This window comes from Bifidobacterium [indicum] DSM 20214 = LMG 11587 (assembly GCF_000706765.1).
Classification (GTDB): Bacteria; Actinomycetota; Actinomycetes; order Actinomycetales; family Bifidobacteriaceae; genus Bombiscardovia; species Bombiscardovia coryneformis.
This window is the reverse complement of the sequence record NZ_CP006018.1, coordinates 811,682-829,836: the sequence shown is the minus strand read 5'-3', so window position 1 is coordinate 829,836 and position 18,155 is coordinate 811,682. Positions and strand designations below refer to the sequence as shown.

Annotated in this window: 18 protein-coding genes and 1 tRNA gene; 6 read left to right on the top strand and 13 right to left on the bottom strand. The window is 52.0% G+C overall.

Annotation, left to right across the window (positions count from 1 at the left end; translation table 11 throughout):
* Positions 1-5 precede the first annotated feature (5 nt).
* Positions 6-842, bottom strand: a complete 837-nt coding sequence (locus BINDI_RS03170; RefSeq protein WP_148301970.1) for an SPL family radical SAM protein — start codon at positions 840-842, stop codon at positions 6-8.
* 769 nt (positions 843-1,611) lie between these two features.
* Between BINDI_RS03170 and BINDI_RS07435 the strand changes: the two genes are divergently transcribed.
* The 6 genes from BINDI_RS07435 to BINDI_RS03145 all read left to right on the top strand — a co-directional run bounded on the left by BINDI_RS07435 (position 1,612) and on the right by BINDI_RS03145 (position 8,815).
* Positions 1,612-2,937, top strand: a complete 1,326-nt coding sequence (locus tag BINDI_RS07435) for an ApeA N-terminal domain 1-containing protein (RefSeq protein WP_148301969.1) — start codon at positions 1,612-1,614, stop codon at positions 2,935-2,937.
* An 822-nt stretch (positions 2,938-3,759) separates the two neighbouring features.
* The gene (locus tag BINDI_RS03165) at positions 3,760-4,731 is read left to right on the top strand and encodes an ABC transporter ATP-binding protein (protein ID WP_052108915.1); all 972 of its coding nucleotides are present in this window, start codon (positions 3,760-3,762) and stop codon (positions 4,729-4,731) included.
* A complete protein-coding gene (locus BINDI_RS03160) occupies positions 4,728-5,576 on the top strand; it encodes an ABC transporter permease (protein WP_033490044.1) in 849 nt (282 codons plus the stop codon). Before BINDI_RS03165 ends, BINDI_RS03160 begins: the two co-directional genes overlap by 4 nt.
* Positions 5,573-6,376 carry an ABC-2 transporter permease family protein gene (locus BINDI_RS03155; RefSeq protein ID WP_052108738.1) on the top strand — a complete coding sequence of 268 codons (804 nt, stop codon included), beginning with the start codon at positions 5,573-5,575 and terminating at the stop codon, positions 6,374-6,376. The genes BINDI_RS03160 and BINDI_RS03155 overlap by 4 nt, the downstream gene beginning before the upstream one ends.
* Before the next feature lie 478 nt (positions 6,377-6,854).
* Positions 6,855-8,111: a sensor histidine kinase gene (locus BINDI_RS07135; RefSeq protein WP_052108735.1), complete on the top strand. Its 1,257-nt coding sequence runs from the start codon at positions 6,855-6,857 to the stop codon at positions 8,109-8,111.
* Between the two features lie 2 nt (positions 8,112-8,113).
* Positions 8,114-8,815, top strand: coding sequence for a response regulator transcription factor (locus tag BINDI_RS03145; protein WP_033490042.1), 702 nt, complete (start codon positions 8,114-8,116; stop codon positions 8,813-8,815).
* Positions 8,816-8,865: 50 nt separating this feature from the next.
* On the opposite strand, the gene BINDI_RS03140 is transcribed toward BINDI_RS03145, so the two are convergent.
* The 12 genes from BINDI_RS03140 to BINDI_RS03085 all read right to left on the bottom strand — a co-directional run bounded on the left by BINDI_RS03140 (position 8,866) and on the right by BINDI_RS03085 (position 18,147).
* Complete coding sequence (locus tag BINDI_RS03140) at positions 8,866-9,687, bottom strand: DUF1648 domain-containing protein (RefSeq protein ID WP_158332590.1); 822 nt, start codon at positions 9,685-9,687, stop codon at positions 8,866-8,868.
* Between the two features lie 514 nt (positions 9,688-10,201).
* On the bottom strand, positions 10,202-10,399 hold the full coding sequence (locus BINDI_RS07495; RefSeq protein ID WP_033490038.1) for a hypothetical protein: 198 nt from the start codon (positions 10,397-10,399) through the stop codon (positions 10,202-10,204).
* 113 nt (positions 10,400-10,512) lie between these two features.
* On the bottom strand, positions 10,513-11,022 hold the full coding sequence (locus tag BINDI_RS03130) for a GrpB family protein (protein ID WP_269147300.1): 510 nt from the start codon (positions 11,020-11,022) through the stop codon (positions 10,513-10,515).
* A gap of 224 nt (positions 11,023-11,246) precedes the next feature.
* On the bottom strand, positions 11,247-11,672 hold the full coding sequence (locus tag BINDI_RS03125; RefSeq protein WP_237742972.1) for a YebY family protein: 426 nt from the start codon (positions 11,670-11,672) through the stop codon (positions 11,247-11,249).
* Between the two features lie 35 nt (positions 11,673-11,707).
* Positions 11,708-12,568, bottom strand: a complete 861-nt coding sequence (locus BINDI_RS03120; RefSeq protein WP_033490033.1) for an ATP-binding cassette domain-containing protein — start codon at positions 12,566-12,568, stop codon at positions 11,708-11,710.
* A 31-nt stretch (positions 12,569-12,599) separates the two neighbouring features.
* Positions 12,600-13,358, bottom strand: coding sequence for a hypothetical protein (locus BINDI_RS03115; protein WP_033490031.1), 759 nt, complete (start codon positions 13,356-13,358; stop codon positions 12,600-12,602).
* Positions 13,355-14,005 carry a hypothetical protein gene (locus BINDI_RS03110; RefSeq protein WP_148301968.1) on the bottom strand — a complete coding sequence of 217 codons (651 nt, stop codon included), beginning with the start codon at positions 14,003-14,005 and terminating at the stop codon, positions 13,355-13,357. The genes BINDI_RS03115 and BINDI_RS03110 overlap by 4 nt, the downstream gene beginning before the upstream one ends.
* Positions 14,006-14,075: 70 nt before the next feature.
* Entirely contained in the window at positions 14,076-14,909 is an 834-nt protein-coding gene (locus BINDI_RS03105; protein ID WP_033490029.1) for a hypothetical protein, read from the bottom strand.
* Positions 14,910-14,923: 14 nt separating this feature from the next.
* The gene (locus tag BINDI_RS03100) at positions 14,924-15,484 is read right to left on the bottom strand and encodes an RNA polymerase sigma factor (protein WP_052108714.1); all 561 of its coding nucleotides are present in this window, start codon (positions 15,482-15,484) and stop codon (positions 14,924-14,926) included.
* A 1,024-nt stretch (positions 15,485-16,508) separates the two neighbouring features.
* Positions 16,509-16,931, bottom strand: coding sequence for a tyrosine-type recombinase/integrase (locus BINDI_RS03095; RefSeq protein WP_033490027.1), 423 nt, complete (start codon positions 16,929-16,931; stop codon positions 16,509-16,511).
* 32 nt (positions 16,932-16,963) lie between these two features.
* Positions 16,964-17,515 (bottom strand): hypothetical protein, encoded by a 552-nt coding sequence (locus tag BINDI_RS03090; RefSeq protein WP_148301967.1) that lies wholly within the window; start codon positions 17,513-17,515, stop codon positions 16,964-16,966.
* A 558-nt stretch (positions 17,516-18,073) separates the two neighbouring features.
* Positions 18,074-18,147: transfer RNA gene (locus BINDI_RS03085), tRNA-Pro, on the bottom strand.
* Positions 18,148-18,155 lie beyond the last annotated feature (8 nt).

Sequence of the window (18,155 nt, the reverse complement as noted above, 5' to 3'; positions counted from 1 at the left end):
TCACTTTAGTGCTCGAGCACACTGCCGAGCCTCAGTGAGAGTCCATACTCTTCAACCATTTGCATTACTTGACTGTCGGTCATCTTATCGGCGGTCTGTGTTTTGGCCAGGTTGTCCTTTTCGAAGGTAGCTATATCCGCTTGGTGAATCCTCACCATACCTGCTTTCCTGTTGATCTTCTCCAAGAAGACCTCCTGAACCCCAACCTCTCTCAGCTCATGCAGAAGGTGGGACATGCGGTCTTCTTCGTAGAACATATACGGGAAAAGAGGGCCTATAAAGGCGTATGTTCGAATACCTGAATCAGCCAGCTGTGCAAGGGCCTTTAACCGCTTCCTCATGGGGTACCCTCTGGGCTCAATCATGCTGATCGGTTCATCTTCTTCGATGTAGTGCACGGTCATTCCGACCTCGCAGTTAGGGAGTTGACTCAGAATATCCCTGTCACGGGCAACAATAGGCGAGCGCGTCAGGACTTCGATGTTGCTGTCGATTTCCGCGGAGGTGAACTCCTGTAAAATTGATTTGGTCAGCTGATAGCGGTTTTCACATGGCTGGTAAGGATCCGTTACAGAAGACAAGAGGATTCTTTTCCCGAAGTATTTGTCTTTTCTTCTACCACTCAGCTCTTTCTTAATCAGTTCCGGAGCGTTTACCTTCGCATACACAAAATTGCCCCACGATGGTTCTGCGATGCCGGCAAAACGTGCCATAAAACTTGCATAACAGTATTTGCATCCGAAAGAGCACCCGAGGTAGGGATTAATGACATAATCCGCATCAGGAAGATTGCTGGGCGTAATGATGGATTTGACAGCCACTTCGTTGACTTCCACTTTCATTTTTAGCCCCGTCTGCTTATATCGACATAGATATTGCTTCTCAAAAGAACTCCAGAGAATAATGCTAACTCTAGAACGTAACGAGAATCAAAGTGCACTGGACTCACCGCAGAATGAGACAGGCAATTTCCGGCTTCTCAGAGTGGCATTAGCTGAGTAGGTATTACAAATAACCAAGACTTCAGCTAGCACATACATTGCAGAACACTAGATTACTGCCTTCAGACTGTAACGGATTTCTTACCTGTCTGAGACTCCAAAAGATCCGACTGACGGACACAATTTGACGTATAGCCCAAGATAAAAAACCGTGATGAATGTGCGCAACGAACTGAGACCATAGTCCGACTTACATGTAGGATTGCAAATAGCTATCGGCGATATCCAATGCATGCTTGGTGCTGAATCCGTAATACCCATGCGTACCGTCATCAAGTTTAATAAAATACAGATTTTTACCTATATTGGTCATTCGCCTAAGCAGTTTACAGCTTTGAGTGAGCGATATCTTGGTCATGACCTCCAAGCGACCGCTCGGGGGTCATGAGACATTCAGCGGGGAAGATCGACGCTTTGTCGTCTGAGTCGTCACAACACTCATATTGCAGAGCATGTGTCCAACCATGTCATCGTTGCCGGAATGGTTCCATGTCCGATGGATACCGATATATCGAAAGTCACGCACAAGCAATCAACCCGGTCTCCTGCTCCTGTATCTATCTGTAATATGATGATGTTCTCTACTGGATAACGTCTATTAAAATCGAGGATGATTAAAATGCTGGAAAGCGGCAATGTTCTTTTACCCGGGAAATATAGAACAGGAACCCTTATCAGTGACAACCCTTTATTGAATAAGAAACAAGTACCTATACGTGTCACTGAAGCCGGAGTAGAAGTAACAGTTGCTTGGCAAAGAGAAAATCAGATTTCATCTTTATGGTATGGGGATGAGATTTCTCTCAACGAATCAGATAGGAACAAGATACCTCGAAACCTGTGGTTTCACGATGCTGACGGTAGTATTGCTTTATTGGGTTGTCGTGGAGCTAGCTTGTCTCAACAAATGCTGGGATATGGCGGTGGTCAGGGGACGATAATAGCAAATCGTGCCATCATTGGTGCAGCGCTGCACTCCGATTATCAGCAAGTTTATGGGTTACGAACATCAATTGATGGATTGAGAGAGTGGATTGGGAAGAGCTGTGTTATGCAAGACCCACACACCAATGAAGCTGGCCTCCTCAAATCCGAGACTCTCACCATTAGAAGCCCCGAAGACATACCTCTTAATGACAACCCGTCCGTATCCATTCGCTTTGCTTGGACTGTTTCTCGCAATGATGATATTTGGAAAGTAAATGATAAGGCGTATATAGAAACCAAATCGAGTGAACCACTCACTTGGCAGCGAGCTGAGCACTTACATAAAGCGCTCCAAGACTTGCTTCGTATCTCATATGGCGAAGACCGCGATTTAACCGAATCTCTAGTACTGCGATCTTCGAATCCAAAAGTCAGCACTGAGAATAAGGTTGCTTATGAAAAGTGGTTGCCCGTAATTCGAGAGCTTCGAGAACACCATAAACCAAAGCGTCACAACTGCTTGATTCCTTATAACTTGCTGAAAAAAGACAACATACAAGAGTGGTTTTCCCTTTACGATAGAATTCCCCGAGCAATTGATCCACTCGTAACTTCTTTTACACTCGACAAAGTCACAGCTGAAGCCCGATTATTCGAAGCAAGCATTGGTATGGAAGCCCTTGGATATTATTTATTGATACGTGACGGTAAGTCCAAAGATGCTGCTGGTCGCACAAGTTTCAAGGACAGACTCGGATTAATATCAAAGAATCTCAGGGACATCCTGCCTTTTGATGTCAGTGACTGGATACAGCAGACAACGTCTGCTTACAACGGAGTAAAACATGCCAATAGAGATAGGCCTGACTTGTTAATGCGCCTCAATTCCTGGCGAAAAACTGTTCTAGTTTTCAGATGTTGGATAGCGCTTGAACTTGGGATTGAAAAAGGAGATTTAAAAGATCTGGTTTCGGTAGATAGCATGCGGAACGAATACAAATTACTCTGAAACGAACGGAAAAGCAGGAGTAGCGCACTCGAACTACCTTTACATTCTATGAAAAAGCTGAGTTCTACGGAATCGCCGGTTACATAATCCGATTAGTGCCCTGACACGTGGTGGTGATGTAGTATCTCCAGGGCCTACGTATACAGCATTTAAGGCGTTATCTGGCACTCAAAGCACTGTTCAGGGACAAAAGAAAATGCCTGCCGGCTCGCCCTTTCGTATACTAACCGTCTCCAATAATGTTAGTCTTTCCTGTTTCCTCGCCAGTGTCTTATCATCATGAAGACAATCATTATCACCCAAGCTGCCGGGTATGTGCACAAGCCCCAGAACCGAGAATCTGTAACGAACGACATAACATGAGCCAGGATTAGTGCCAGTCCAAAAAAACTGACTGCAATGACTAGTGGTTTATCCGACATCATGATGTGCAGCCAATAACCACATCGGATGGTTTCCGCGTCGAAGAGGTAAGTCTCATGGCGGTTCCTTTGCCGTCGTACATAATGCACAGGGTATGCATAAGAACAAAATACGCGACAATCAGCATTTACCTAAAACAAGTCCGTATGCTGGATATGCGTATACGCATTAGGGGAGCGGGCTTTTTCACAGCCAATCCCCACGTCCTGTAAACGATCCATGACGTCGACCGGGTTCTGGTCATTGCGTTTAACCGTTCCAATTCGGGAAATACACACCGTCTCGGAAGAAATGCCGGCGTATATGTCCACCTGGGGGGACATATACGCTTTTCGCGTTGCCCGCACTGCCGAAAGTAGCTTCCATAGAGTTAGAAACCACTTAATTACGGAGGCAGCAATGAACGAATATCAAGACATTCAATCTCATGCGGCTGTTGTGACGAAAGACCTGGTCAAATCCTATGGCACCTTCAAGGCTGTGAACGGACTGAACCTGCAGGTACCCATGGGTGGTGTCTATGGACTGCTGGGGCCTAACGGTGCAGGAAAGTCTACAACTATGAAACTCCTGCTCGGTTTAACGGATGCAACTTCAGGTAGGATGTGGATGCTCGGACAGGATGTGGAACGTCACAGCCGCATCCAACCAGGTCGCGTGGGATCCATGATTGAAGGCCCCAGTTTTTACCCGAGCTTGTCTGGTCTGGACAACTGCCGAATGGTGGCTGATTATTTGGGTCTGCCTTCCAACTCGTCTACAGCTGTGTTGGCTAAGGTCGGGCTAAGAGGACATGAGGACAAGAAGGCCAAAGACTACTCCCTGGGGATGAAGCAACGTTTGGGCATCGCCATGGCGCTCATATCCCATCCTGAGCTACTGCTTCTGGACGAGCCAACCAACGGTTTGGATGCCGAGGCTGTAGTCGAGGTGCGCCAGATGATCATGGATCTTGCAGCTAGCGAAGGTGTTACGGTCATCATCAGCAGCCATATTCTCTCCGAAATCGAGAGGATGGCACCGGTGGTCGGCATCATCGCGGCCGGACGACTGCTCTACCAGGGCTCCCTGGAAGATCTGCGCGACGAGGGGCACATAGACCTGCGCGTTTCCGACCCTCAACTGGCGGCAGGTACGCTTGAGCACGACGGCATCGATTATGGGTACATTCAGGAAAGCGGGACCTTGCGAATCCCGGAGTCCGATGATCGGCTAGTCGGTAGTCTAGTCGCCCAGCTGGTCTCCCAAGGACTGCAGGTCTATCGTGTGGCCTCCGAACGCAAGAGCCTTGAGGACGCTTTCTTGGAATTGGTGGAAAATACCCAGGCCCATGTACCACAGATCGGACTCCAGCAGGGGGCTTCACGATGAGTGTCATCATCACAAACACCCTGAAATCCGTGGAGCCCAAAAAACATGGGGGTGCCGGAACCATGCGTTTCAGCAGCCCGTTGATGCTCATTTCCATGGAGGTACGCAAGCTGAAGGGTTCATCCTTCTGGTGGATGCTCATAGGGATGATTATCCTGGTTTCCTTGTGGTCAGGATTCGCCGTCATGAAACGCACAGGCGGCAATCCAGCGACTCGCACCCTGACCTTGACACAAGGCGACATCTACCAGACCATCAGCCTGCTGGCCCCAATCCTTGCCGCCCTCCTTACCAGCCGGCTGGCCATCATGGAAACCAGCGAGCGCATGGACCTCAAATGGCAATCCTTAGGACTGGGAGAAACAGGGAGGTTCTTCGCCAAGCTAGCGGTGGCGGGAACGGCCTTATCCCTAGTATTTATGATTCCCTTGACCTGGACACCTCTGGCGGCCTTGGTTATGGGCTTCAAATCTGATGGTGACCTGTCTTCTCTGATACTCGCACCAGCCCTCATTGCTTTTATATCATCCTTGTCCGTAGCCGCCATCCAGCTGATGCTTTCCATGACCATAAACAAGCAGGCTGTCGGCCTGGGTGTAGGCGTGATCGCCAGTTTAGTGGGTTCGGGCCTGGGACCGATGAACGCAGCCCGACTGGGCTGGTTCTTCCCGGCCGGCATCAGCTCTGCCGCCAGTCCTTTCCTGACCACGGTTACGTCGGACGGCTACGCCAGAATGACGCTCGTTACCAATCCCTGGGTCTTGGTACTGACCAGTCTGATTGCTTGCATCCTCTGGACCAGCATTTCAGCATTCGTCATCACAGTAGGGGAGTCACACCGATGAGCAAGCAGGCACTCAACACCGTGAGCATTAGCGGCCAAATGGGCAAAATCCGCAAACGACCTTCCGTTACGGCGGCCTTCCATTGGGAGATGCATAAGGCTGGCAACCTGTGGTACTGGCTTGCCACCGTATTATTCGATGCAATCGGCATGTTCAACGGTTGGGACCAATACATCAGCTACCGTCGCGATTTCCAATCACAAGGAGTGACTTGGGCTGCTGTCTGGGGGCAGGCCATCCTCCTGCCCAGCATGGTCTTTATGCCAATCTTGGTCGCTGCTTTTGCTGCCCAAATTGAAGCCAACGAACACAGGGGGCGCAACTGGCAGCGATTAAACGCATCAGGAACAGCCAGCACAGCCATAGCAGGCAAGATGCTCCACGGATTATTCGCATCATTCCTGACCATCGTCATCTTCGAGCTGGAGTTCATCGTTGTGGGTATGAGCGAGGGCTTCAGCTTGTTCCAGATTGGCCCCTACCTCCTGCGGGCCATCCCCATGATCATGTCCGCCTGGGCCATCATGACCCTGACGCAGGCCATCGCTGCCAGGGCCGAGTCATTCGCCTCTACCATGTCCATCATGCTCCTACTCACCTTGGCTGGTTGTGCCCTCTCGGTCATCGCCCCCTCCTTGGCCATACCCTACCCGCTGGCATTAATAACAACCGCATCAGCAGCCAGAGACCTGGGCAACATCGCCTCAGCCTCCTCCATCATCGCATCAACCGTGGTATCTGCCCTCTGGGTTCTTATCGGGGCACTTATCTTCCGTCGGCTGATCAGGAAAGCCATTTGACCGGTAGGACCGACCCATCGTAAGAAAAGACATACGCCATGACCATCAGCACCGACAAGGCAGGTACCCCAGTACTCCATTTAACCCGCCGCCTAATCATATTCATTACGGCATTACTGGCGCTATCCACTCTCTCCGGATGCTCAACCGGTCTAGGAGTTAGCAGACAGAACGATTTAGTAGGAACACGATCAGAAGCACTGATTCGTACTCAGGCAAGTACACAGCCTCCTATCAAGGACTCACCGGCACGGAGACCCTCTTCTGGGGAACCGGCAAACACGCGACCATTCACGTCACCGGCAGCCTCACTCTTATCTCACAAGAGGAGTAATTAGTTCATGAACAAGAAGATCCGTTCAGTACGAACATGCACCACACCTCACACTCATTGCAACAACGATTCCACCTGGCGACTTCTTCCTTTTCGCCAGGTGACAGCATAGTGAATAATGATATTGAGGAGGGGACCGGAACGATGAAGTCGAACAGGAAGCTGACTGATTGGTTCGAGTATTGGAACCGGCCAATCACAACTTACGTGATGGTCTTCTTGTGCGCCCTTTACGAAACAATGATGCTTACGCGACTGGTCCTCGCTCCCGACAGTGCCAATCGAACCTTGCGGCAGTCTCTGGACAATACCGAATGGGGACTGCCTCTATTTGTTGCCATCATCATCCTGTCGCTGGTCCTGCTCAACTTACGCCGTCGACGACCTACAGCAACTCTGCTAGCCACTACCATCCTCATGCTCTTAACCGCAGTAATCTACGGTTCTGCATATACTTACCTGCTCTTAGTATGGTTAATCGACCTTTACGCCTGCACAGTTGAGACCAGGAACCCTAAAAGCCTTATCGCCTGCTTGATCCCAACCGCTCTTTTGGGATTAGTGACCACAATCCTGGCGACCTTGTGGCATCAGGATGCCGACTTCACCGGTCTGCTCTACCCTACAGCCATGTACTTTGCCTTATGCCTAGTTTTAGGACTGGTATCTAGGACACGGCGAGAACGATACGTGTCCGAGCAGGCACTCGCGAACGAACGTAAGCGGAGCCAACACCTGGCACAAGAACGTGACCAGGCAGTCAACCAATCCCGAATTGCAGCTGAGCTCCATGACAGTGTGGGCCACGATCTGACTGCCATCATCGCCCTGTCTGAGGGTCTGGGCCAAATCACCGGAAAACCAGATGTCGACGACGCTATCACCATGATTAACCAATTGGCACGTCAGGGACTGACCGATACCAGGACAGCGGTGAAAGCACTACAGCCGCCAACCAATACAGACGGGCATCAGCCTGCGCCGGTAGGGCAAAAACAGGCATACCACTGGGATGATATCAACCCGATTATCAATCACGCACGGCAAATAGGAATGACCGTCGCACTGACCGAAACCGGACGCAGACCCCAAGACCCCGTACAAGCAAATCTGAGCTTCGTCATAACCAGAGAGGCCATCACCAACGTACTCCGACACGGGTGTCACGTCGACCGTATCGTAATCTCCTGGGACCATGACAGCCAGGGTGGCATAACCATCTCAGTCAGAGACAATGGCAAACCCGCTCCGGAAGCATCCAGCAAGGGAACTGGACTGAACAGACTCCAAGAAACTCTCGGAGGATATGGCGGCTTCCTGAAATCAGGACCGACATCCAACGGATGGCTCCTGCAAGCCTGTATCCCCTCACTCAAAGAACCCACAGACAGCGAGGAATAACCATGATCCGTGTCATGATCGTAGATGACCAACGTCCCGCCAGAATGGGATTTGCGCTCATGGTAGCCAAAGATCGTGAATTGCAGGTAATAGGTCAGGCAGCGAACGGCAAAGAAGCCCTTGACTTTCTGGAATCCGCCGAGAAGCAACAACAACTTCTTCCCGACGTAATTCTGATGGACGTACGAATGCCGATTATGGACGGTCTTGACGCTACCAGCCTCATCAAGGAACGATACCCCTCCATCAGGGTTATCGTCCTGACCACCTACGACCAGGACGACTACGCCTTCGGCGGCCTTAGTGCAGGTGCTTCTGGATTCCTGCTCAAAGATGCCAAAACAGCAGACCTGTGCAAGGCAATCCGATCGGTATATGCGGGTGATGCCATCCTCACTCCCCGTATAACAGGTGAAGTTATACGTAGGGGGATAACCACAGCGAAAACAAACAGCGAAGAAATGGAGTTGCAACAGCAATTCGCCACCCTAGGCAAACGCGAATTTGAAGTCGCCTCCCTCATCAGCGAGGGCATGACCAACGCTGAAATAGCGCAAAGATTAGGCATACAGGCCGACTCAGTCAAAAAGACTGTAAGCCGGATACTCAATAAACTCGGCGTCAGAGAGAGGCTGAACATAGCCGTTCTCTGGTACAAAGCTGCGATGGACACAAACAGTAAGACATCATCCTCAAAGCACTGAAGAAAACCTCCCTAAGTCATGGGGGAGGCCTTCTTAAGCCGAAAGGAGCCTTAAGGCATGGGTCTGTGCCCGATTCGGGACATATTAAAATTCCAAGGCCCGGAAGCATTGGGATTGTTGCTATCTCGTCGGGCCTTAAACGATAGCAGCGTAAGAACCGCAGCTTCCATTAACGCCGCAACAATGAAAGCCCAAATAATCCATATTCCGTGCAACAACACACTCAGCAGAAGCATCAGCACCCCAGTCAAGAGAAGAACTGCTGAACCTTGATATTGCAGCACTTTCCGGAACTTAGAATCTTTAGGCAGTCCACTAATGTGCATTCCCTTTACCAAAGGCATTGCCATTCCTGCGATACAAGAACAGACTCCTATGGCTACTCCAGAAAGTCGAATAATTATGTCATCATCTGAAAAAGATGATATTTGTTTAAAACCCCCGTACAATAAATCAGCCGTAATTAGAGCTAGAATAAACTGCACCCAAATGCCTCCTATCAATAAAATCTTTAATGATGTGTACAGAGACATGTCAGAGTCATTCCCGATTCCATGGAATCGTCTTACGAATAGCTCCATAAGGAACCATATCCCAGCGAGTGCAGTATTCGTTATGAGAGGTATCAGGAAAACACTAAAACCGCTGCCCCATCGATCTGCACGACTGTGAATATCGAAGTGAATTGGAATAGTCTCCGGCATCATTGGGACAATGATCGCAGCAACCGCAATCATTAAAATTGAGATGCTCCACATAATAATGCGGAGAATCCATAGCGTTCGTCTGTTTCTGTCGGTTAAAGCGTCCTGATCGATACTCTTTGGCATCTCGCGGTTGAGAATTTTATTACCTTGAACTCCTAAATTCAATGAGCCTAACCACCTTGTTATTGAGCTTATAAACGTATGCACTACTGTATATTGACACTTGAATCTGGTTAGATATCGTCCCCGGGATGTAACGGCCGCAATCCGCCGCAACACTGTGCGGCCGGAACGAGCCTGAATGTGCCCGATTGGATCTGCAACCCTCATACGTTAAGTCTGATGGGGATTGCTTTCCACGGCACAATTATCATTGGTCAGCGCTTAGCATCCGACAGATGCTGTCAGCTTGTTCTGCTGACCTGAGCGATCGATGTTTCTTCCTGCTTTGTCTTCGAGGCCTTGCCTTCGGTCTTGATGGCCAGGAACCATGGGAAGGCCAACAGCACCAGGCCTATGGAGCACATGGACAGGAGCGGTGTGGGCTGGTGTCCGTCCAGAACGAATGAGGAGAATAGGGGGCCCAGAATATAGTGTTGAACAGACCGAACATCCTGCCGCTGAATCGGGGGCCTGCCAGTTGGGCGGCCACTACTGGCTGGGAGATACCCAGCATGACCTAGCCAAAGCAGAAGACGATGCCGCCCAGGCAGGCCGTGGCCAAAGCCAGGACGGTGGATTCGAAACGAAGGCCAAGCACGATAACGATCCGGCCCAGGGCCCAGAACAGTGGCACGGTCATGAACATCAGGACATGGTTGCCTAGAGTCATTTCGTCACTGCGCATGCTGGCGTGCATGAAATCTTCGCCAACCACATGGAGCGCATGGCATCTGCCAGTTTTAGAACACCCCGGCAGGTTCATCCCGCCAGGATGTTCTCCGTATATGCACTACAGCGCAGTTCACTGGGGTAGGGCGTTGGGCGGCCTTACTCGCCCACCCGTATGAACCCCCACAATCTCTCGATGCAGGGCGACTTGGCCTCGATGTAGGCGTCAATGTCGTCGGGGGAACGCGATGCCGCCTCCCGCTTGACTTCGGAATATTCGCGCACCGCCGCGGGGTGGGTCCGCAGGTAATCGCGGAAGGCGCGGTGCCGGGCCAGCTCCGATGAACCAACCGGGCAGGCGTACAAGTGATGCGTCATGAGCTCCGGTTTGCCGCTGTAAGAGAACGCCTCGCGGCCCGCTATTCCGAGCTCGCCCTCATCCTCATACCCCAATGCTTCCAAAGCCGAGACCACCTCGGCCAAGCGCCCGCTGTCGGCATACACCAGGTCCAAGTCGATGATCGGCTTCGCCCACAAACCACACACCGCAGTAGACCCCACATGTTCAATCCCCACCACTGCATCCCCAACACCTGCCCCATCTAACCAGTCCGTAATACCAGCGCTAATACGATCGAACTCCATATGCCAATCCTCGTCGTGGGACACCACACGCACGTGTTCAGTTCGCACAGTTGGTTCCTCTCCTTCGCAGGTAGCTCAGAGTCTGTACCGAGTCTTCATCTTTCTTGGCTGTCCACATATACCAGATTGGTAACGGTTTCGTCCTCAGTTTGGGAAGACCTGTTTTCAATAAACGTTAAACCGTTAGGTTACTTGGGATCCGGCAGGCTACCTGGGGAGGGTTACCTGCTGGATCTTGATGGCGCATTTTATTTTGGTACGTCGCAGGCTGAGAATGCGAAACTCATCAGAGTTCCTACGGACTTATCGTTATCTGATTTTAGTGTTTCGATACTTTTGAGATTCTCGTTGTCTGGTACTTGGTTGAGTGCGTACTGTTTGCCGTCTGAGGTGGTAAAGCGGAGGATGGGGTCTCCCTGCTTGTTGTGCTCGCATGACACGGTGCCTTTATCTACTTTCAGAGGCCAGGTGTGTCCCAGATCTTCTTTCGAGATGATTTGTGGGTTACTGGTAGCTGCAACCTTATTGCTTCCATCGGTGGGATAGTTTTCAGGGTGATCCATGCCATCAGTGCAGCCGGCAACCCCTACTGTCAGGGTGATTGTGGCACATATGAGGAGGAGGGCCTTGATGCTCTGCTTGATTCGCTTCATGATTATTTGACGCTCTTTCATACTTGAATATTGGATTGTCGTGTAATGGACGGTATCTAGTACTCGTTGGCTAAAGCCATGTATCCGTCCTCCAGATTGGGCGCCGTTTCGACGGAACCTGTGGGTGGGGTGTCGGTGACTATGCGGTACCTTGTCCCGTTCGGTGTGGGCTCGGCGTTGATGATCGTGGCATTATTCGGTGGGGCTGTCATGGGGGGTGTGACCCAGGTGTGTCCGGCGGCTTCATGGATCAGCCCCTGTGTGGGCCCGTCATACTGTTTGCGTCCGGAACGTAGTACGCATACCCAGGGGCAGGTTTGTGCGACGTCATCGAGTATGTGGGTGGAGAGGATGACGGTTCGGTTCTGCCCCAGCTGGGCGAGGAGTGTGCGGAACCGCATGCGCTCTTCAGGATCCAGTCCCGCTGTGGGTTCGTCGACTACCAATAGTTGGGGGTCACCCATAAGGGCCTGCGCGATGCCGACCCTCCTGGTCATCCCCCCGGATAACCCTCCGATAGGTTGGTTCATCACGTCTTCCAAGCCGACTTGCTCCAGGAGGGTGTGCGCCTGCTGCTGCCGCACGTGTTTGTTGTCGATCATTTTCAGGATGCCGATGTAGTCAAGGAATTCAAGTGGGGACAGGTTGTCATACGGGGTGATGTTCTGCGGCAGGTAACCCAGGTTTCGTTTTACCAGTCGCTTATTGCCTGGGGAGGATAGGTCCTGTCCATCAACGAAGATTTTCCCCTTGGTCGGTTGTATTATTCCGGTGAGGATGCGCATGAGGGTTGTTTTGCCGGCACCATTTGGTCCTACAAGTCCAATCATGCCTTGTGGAAGGTCAACAGTCAGATCGTTCAAAGCGGCTGGTCTGCCGCGAAAATCCTTGGTCAGATGATCAATAGTTATAAACATGTGAGTAATTCCCTTTCAAAGCAGTGGACAGTCAGACCCGCGCTTTTATGCGGCTGGAGGCTATGTTTGCACCAGCGAAGAGGAGGAAGATGATACACACTTGCCAAAGCAAAGATATGACCCCTGATTGGACGGTAAAGGGGCCATTCGCCGGTACGTACATAGGATTGGCATGGAACCATCCCTGCGCAATGGGATCGCCGTTGACCGACAGGGGGCCGCCATTGAGCGTCGGAAGTGGTAAGAGGGGGGTATAGAAAGCCAGCCACGCCCATACCAGGACGGCAAGAATTCGGGCTAGGACTGTGGGAATCAAGGCTCCCAAAAGGGCGGATACTCCCATGGCAATCAGTATTGATGGTGAGAGTATGACAAGCGCCACTGCCAGGGCCACGAGTATCGCCTTAGCGCTGCCGTGGAAGGTTTGGTAGACCGCGATCAATACCAGGAAAAGCAGGGAGGATGATATGCAGATAACCCAGGCCCCCAGCACATGAGCTGAGCTGATGACAGCCATAGGTAGGGGGGAGGTGGATTCAAGCTCGTCCATTCCTGTCCGCCTACCGGCAGTCATCAAATTGCTGAACGATGCTGCGTATGCCAGCGAGGTGAATATGGCAAGAACCTGTCCGGTAAAGACAAGACCCTCTATGCTGTTAAGCCCAGGTGACATAGGAGAGGCATAGGCCAAGAAGAGGGCGAAGAGCGCCAGCGGTATGCTGGCTATCCACAAGGCCTTACGACGATAAAACATCAGTAGTGTGATGCGCACAAGACTGAGTATGCTCATAGGTCTGCCACCTTTACTACATTGCGTTCCGTATCACTGCACATCTTCCACCCGAAGATTGCACAGGCTGCTGCAATAATCATTGGAACGAGTCGTTGCTGGACCGGATCGGTTATGTACGGATCCCATATGAAACACAGAAACAGCCAAATGGCCATGGAAGCCAACGATGACGTTGGCATGGACATGGTCAGTACGGCTACAAGAAAAACCAAGCAATTGACAATGAAGATACCGCCAACCGTGGTAATCATGCTCACCCAACCCAGGTCACGTGGCCACAGTCGCATCATATGCAAACCGAGAAAAAGAAGGCCTGCGGCAGTAAGAAATGCCACGGTAACGATAAGCAGCCTGGTCGCTTGAACCTTCCGCCATCCAGTTGGAGTTGACTCAGAAAGTTCAACGAGTGGGTCGCCGTTGAGCACAAAAGCCGCACATATGCCGGAAGCAATTATCGGCACCTGAGTGAGAACCATCATAACAACTCGTATGCGGCCTGATGACCAATTTCCCTCTAGTACGATGCCCGCAAGAAGAACACCTGCGGTCAGTATGAAAGGCAGCAGCACCGGTATATAAAGTCTTTTGAGCTGTAAACCTACGAAAGCCAACCTCATCCACCCCCTCATGTCTGGTTTGGCCATCGGGGGCCGCCAGACATTACTCGCTACATATGCTGTCTACATAGTTAGTAGCGAGAGTGGATGGAAAGGTTCAAAGATTTTTATTTCCACCGGCGAGTCGGGCATGCCAGGCAAGAGGGGCAGAAAAGATGGCAACACATAGGAGTCCCACTGTTAGAAGGATGATCCCTGACCAGGCAGCGCTTGTAGTGGGTACAAAATTGATCCATGTCGGTAGGAGAAATGATGGCCTGAGATCCTGCAAAGTTCTCAATAATGGTGCAAGTACCCCTAGGAGCAGCGCCACACCAGAGTATTGCCATATGCATAACAGAGCCACAATATTCGCCAGGAAGGTCATGGGGGCTATCACTTGGGCCATAACTGGTAGGGGTTTTATTGCTGGGTTGATCGCAGTTGCAATCAATAAGGCCACGCCCCCGACGACAATATTGGAAATAAAGGCCAGAACGAGCCTGGTAGCCACTACAACTTGAGGTCCCAGAGGCATACTGAGCATTAATTCACGATCATCTTTAACAGGAAAAACCAGGATTATGGTCAGCGCCATATCGAGCATGAGCATATTTGAAAAAACATGCAGACTGAGATTACCGTTCCGTGCACTATGCAAAGTGTTACTCAGTACAACGGCACCAGCAGCTATCACAATCTCTACCAGGATGATATATCGCGGTAGAAGGCGGAATTGGGCCCGAATAAGTGGTCCACAGGAACGCACTCGACGCACGAACGGTATTGGTTGATCCGTTGCCAGCGACGGCTCCTGGTGGATTGCCTTCATTACATTGGAAAATGTTGGAACTGGTGGCACGACATTCCGCTCTTTTTCCCTCAGCACCTCTTGAACTTCACCCTGGAATTCTTCGGTAACCGGGCTCGTGCTGTCATATCGATCTATCATAATCACCCCTTACTTCACCTCTGACTCTGCAGTGTTTGGGTTTTAACTGGAGCGCGGTCGGCCAACTGTGGTCGCAGGATCCGCCTTGCGCGAGCAAGGCGAGACTTCACCGTCCCAACCGGAACGTCCAGCAGGGAGGCTATCTCCGGGTAGGATAACTCATGGAGCCATGCCAGGGTCACCGTGTATGCCATTTCTGCGGGGAGTGCATCAATCTTTTCCCGTATTATGTCCATCGCCAGATCCCTATCAACGAGTTCCACCGGCCCCAGATGATCATCTGTTATCGAGTCAAGTTCCACCTGATCCACTTCGTCGCGTAGTTTTGGTTTGCGCCGTTTCATATATATTTGCCGTCTGGCAATGCTGAGTATCCAGGTAAGAACCTGGCTATCCGCGCGGAAGGTCTTCGCGGAGCGCCAGCAACCCAGCCATGTGTCAGCAAAAACATCACTGGCATCCTCATCGCCGGACAGGCGCAGGGAAATGAAAGCCTGGACGGTATGGGCATACTTATTGTACAGTGCCTCAAAGGCGGATTCATCCTCGGCAGCCATCATCTCGAGCAGCGTCATATCATCAGTTTCTGGATCAATTCGAGATCGCTTCACCGATGATGCCCCTTCGCCACTGTGGAGATAAACGTCCTTCCCCGTATTGCTTATGCTCTAGACACATAGTACCGCCACAAGCACCATCGCCTACGGGAGCGCCACCAACGCCAAGGAAAGGACTTCCCACCAGAAAAGGACGGTCCTGGCGATACACCTAGCCCCGACACACCTTAATGAGCTGCATTTTCCTTTCGACTTAGATGCGTTGCCCCAATCGTATCGGTGTCATGCAAGTTCCCCCTTAATCCAGCTTCCAAGGGGAGGGCGCCTGGTCGTGTTCCGAGGCGTTCGCACATCTAGCGCAAATGGTGAGATCTGCTGCTGCGATGATCCTTCTACCCAAGAAGCCCGTGTCAGTGAAGTAGAGTGGTCCAGGTTCTGGTCGAGTTTTCCGGATGCTCACTCCTTTTGAAAGATGCGCGGGCTTGGCGGGAACTGGACCCGGTCATCTCGAAACAGAGCAACGAATCAATCTGATATATAGATTGTTTGGTCTTTGGAGATTTAGCCCACCGTGACTGGATCCATTTTGTTTGGATGCTCCGTAGCCTCCAATGATGAAGTGCATTCCTTCTCCATCATTACTTCGCGGCCCGTGTTGATGTTACCGGGTTTGGGCTGTGACCTTGATAGTTTCCGGCCAGTCGTTTAGGTGTAGCTGGCGACTGCTGGTGAGCTTGCGTGGTCTCTTAGGCTTCGCGGTCAGCGCGGGATTGACGTGCTTACTCGCCGCAAAAAGTCGAGACGGCGAATTCAAAAGACGGTGCTTCTGCACAAGATCGAGCAGAAGCACCGTCTAGTATTAGGAGTGCTTGAGATTCTGACTGCAGCTCAGCTCTGTAACATTTGTTGGGAACCTTTGATATCTGATTTGGATATCCTGGCCAATGACTTCGGCAATCTCCCCTGTACGGTTGGGCCATAGGTCCGCGTAGGTGTCCAAGGTCTCGGTGCAGAGGCATGGCCCAAGACGGCCTGAAGGTCTTCACGTCGGCCCCGACTTGATTGCTAGGGAAGCGTATGTGTGACGGAGAGAGTGGATTACCAGGCCCTCGATATCCTGCATGCCCGCATCCCGAAGGGCCGGCGCCCATACCCTGTTCCGCCAGTTGGCGGTGGTCTGCCTGCCTCCTCGCAACCCGCGCAGCAGATAATCCTCGGGATTATGGCCGTCCAACAAGTCCTTGATTTTGGGCAGCAGCCGGCTTAGCACGGAAACGAACCTTGTCCTATTGTCTTTAGGCAATGTCTCGGCCAGGCGAGAGTCGGCATCGACCGACTGGGTGCGCAGGACGTTGATCCGGTTGCAGTTCAAATCCGCATCACCGCACCGCAGAGTCAAAGCCTCGCCGATGCCCAGTCCTGTATACACGAGCATGCAGACGACCATGGCGTTGTCCGCGTCCATCTAATCCGCGAGGGTCTTGATCTCCTGCGAGGTCAGGTAGATTCGCCGTTGGACACAGCCCTGTTGTGCGGCACCCTGGTCTTGGTTACAGGATTGACGTCGATCCAACGGTTTTCCACCGCCACATCCAGGATCGAGCCCAGCACGATCTTGCCGCCCGAACGGATTGAGGACGCAGACAGTGAGGAAGCCGAGCCTCGTTCACCCCCGTATGGCGCCGTTCCTTCGGCCAGGCTGACGTACCAGCGCTGGATTCGTGACGTGGATATCTCCTTCAATACGACATCTCCCCATTGGGGCATGACCCACACTCGCAGCTCGCGCCTGTAGCGTCCTTCGGTCGAGCCCTTGATCGTACCTGCCAGCCCATGCTGCCAGAGTTCCGTTGCCTCCCGCAACGCTCTGCATGAATCCTTGGGGTCCATGTACCGGTTCGACCGTATGCGGTCCTCAATCTCGGCCATGAACGCCTCGTCGTCGGCCAGGTAGTGGAAGAGTTTGCGGCGGCCCGTGCCGTCAACCCTCCAGCGCACCTCCCAGCGCGCGCCTTTGCCGTAGTCTTTCGATTTGAATTCATCGGGCACTTTTGCTTTCCCTGGCTCGTCGGCGAACATCGCCAGCGAGTGCTTCGCCGATGGCGGGGGTTCCATCTTCGTGCGATGCCCGTCAGCCGTCGTGACCTGGGTGGACTTCAACCACTTGTCATGTATCCATGCTTTTGCCGTACCAACCTCTATGCGTCAGATATCAATTCGTTCCGATTAGCGATAACCAGCACGAACTCACGGCGGCGCACACTGACGCATAGGAACAGGTATGAGCCAAACACAGGAGACAACGAATACAAACCCGGACTTGACGCCAGCCAGACTGCTCACGCCTGCGCAGGCGGCGGAGATTCTGGTAATACTGGTGAGCACCCTGAACGCCTGGAGGGCGCAGAAAACCGGGCTTCCATACGTGCATATCGGGCGTCTGTCAGATACCGGCCCGAGATGTGGCGGCGCTTATCAGCCGCAACACGGTGCGGCCGGAGTGAGCCCGGAGGGGGACCCTGCACATACGCTGTGCCCGAAATGTACCCGATTCCGAAAACAAGAATGATTCCAAGGCTGTGAAAGCTTGGAACCATTGCTATCTCGTCGGGCCGGCGGGATTTGAACCCGCGACCCCTTGACCCCCAGTCAAGTGCGCTACCAAACTGCGCTACGGCCCGATGTGCAT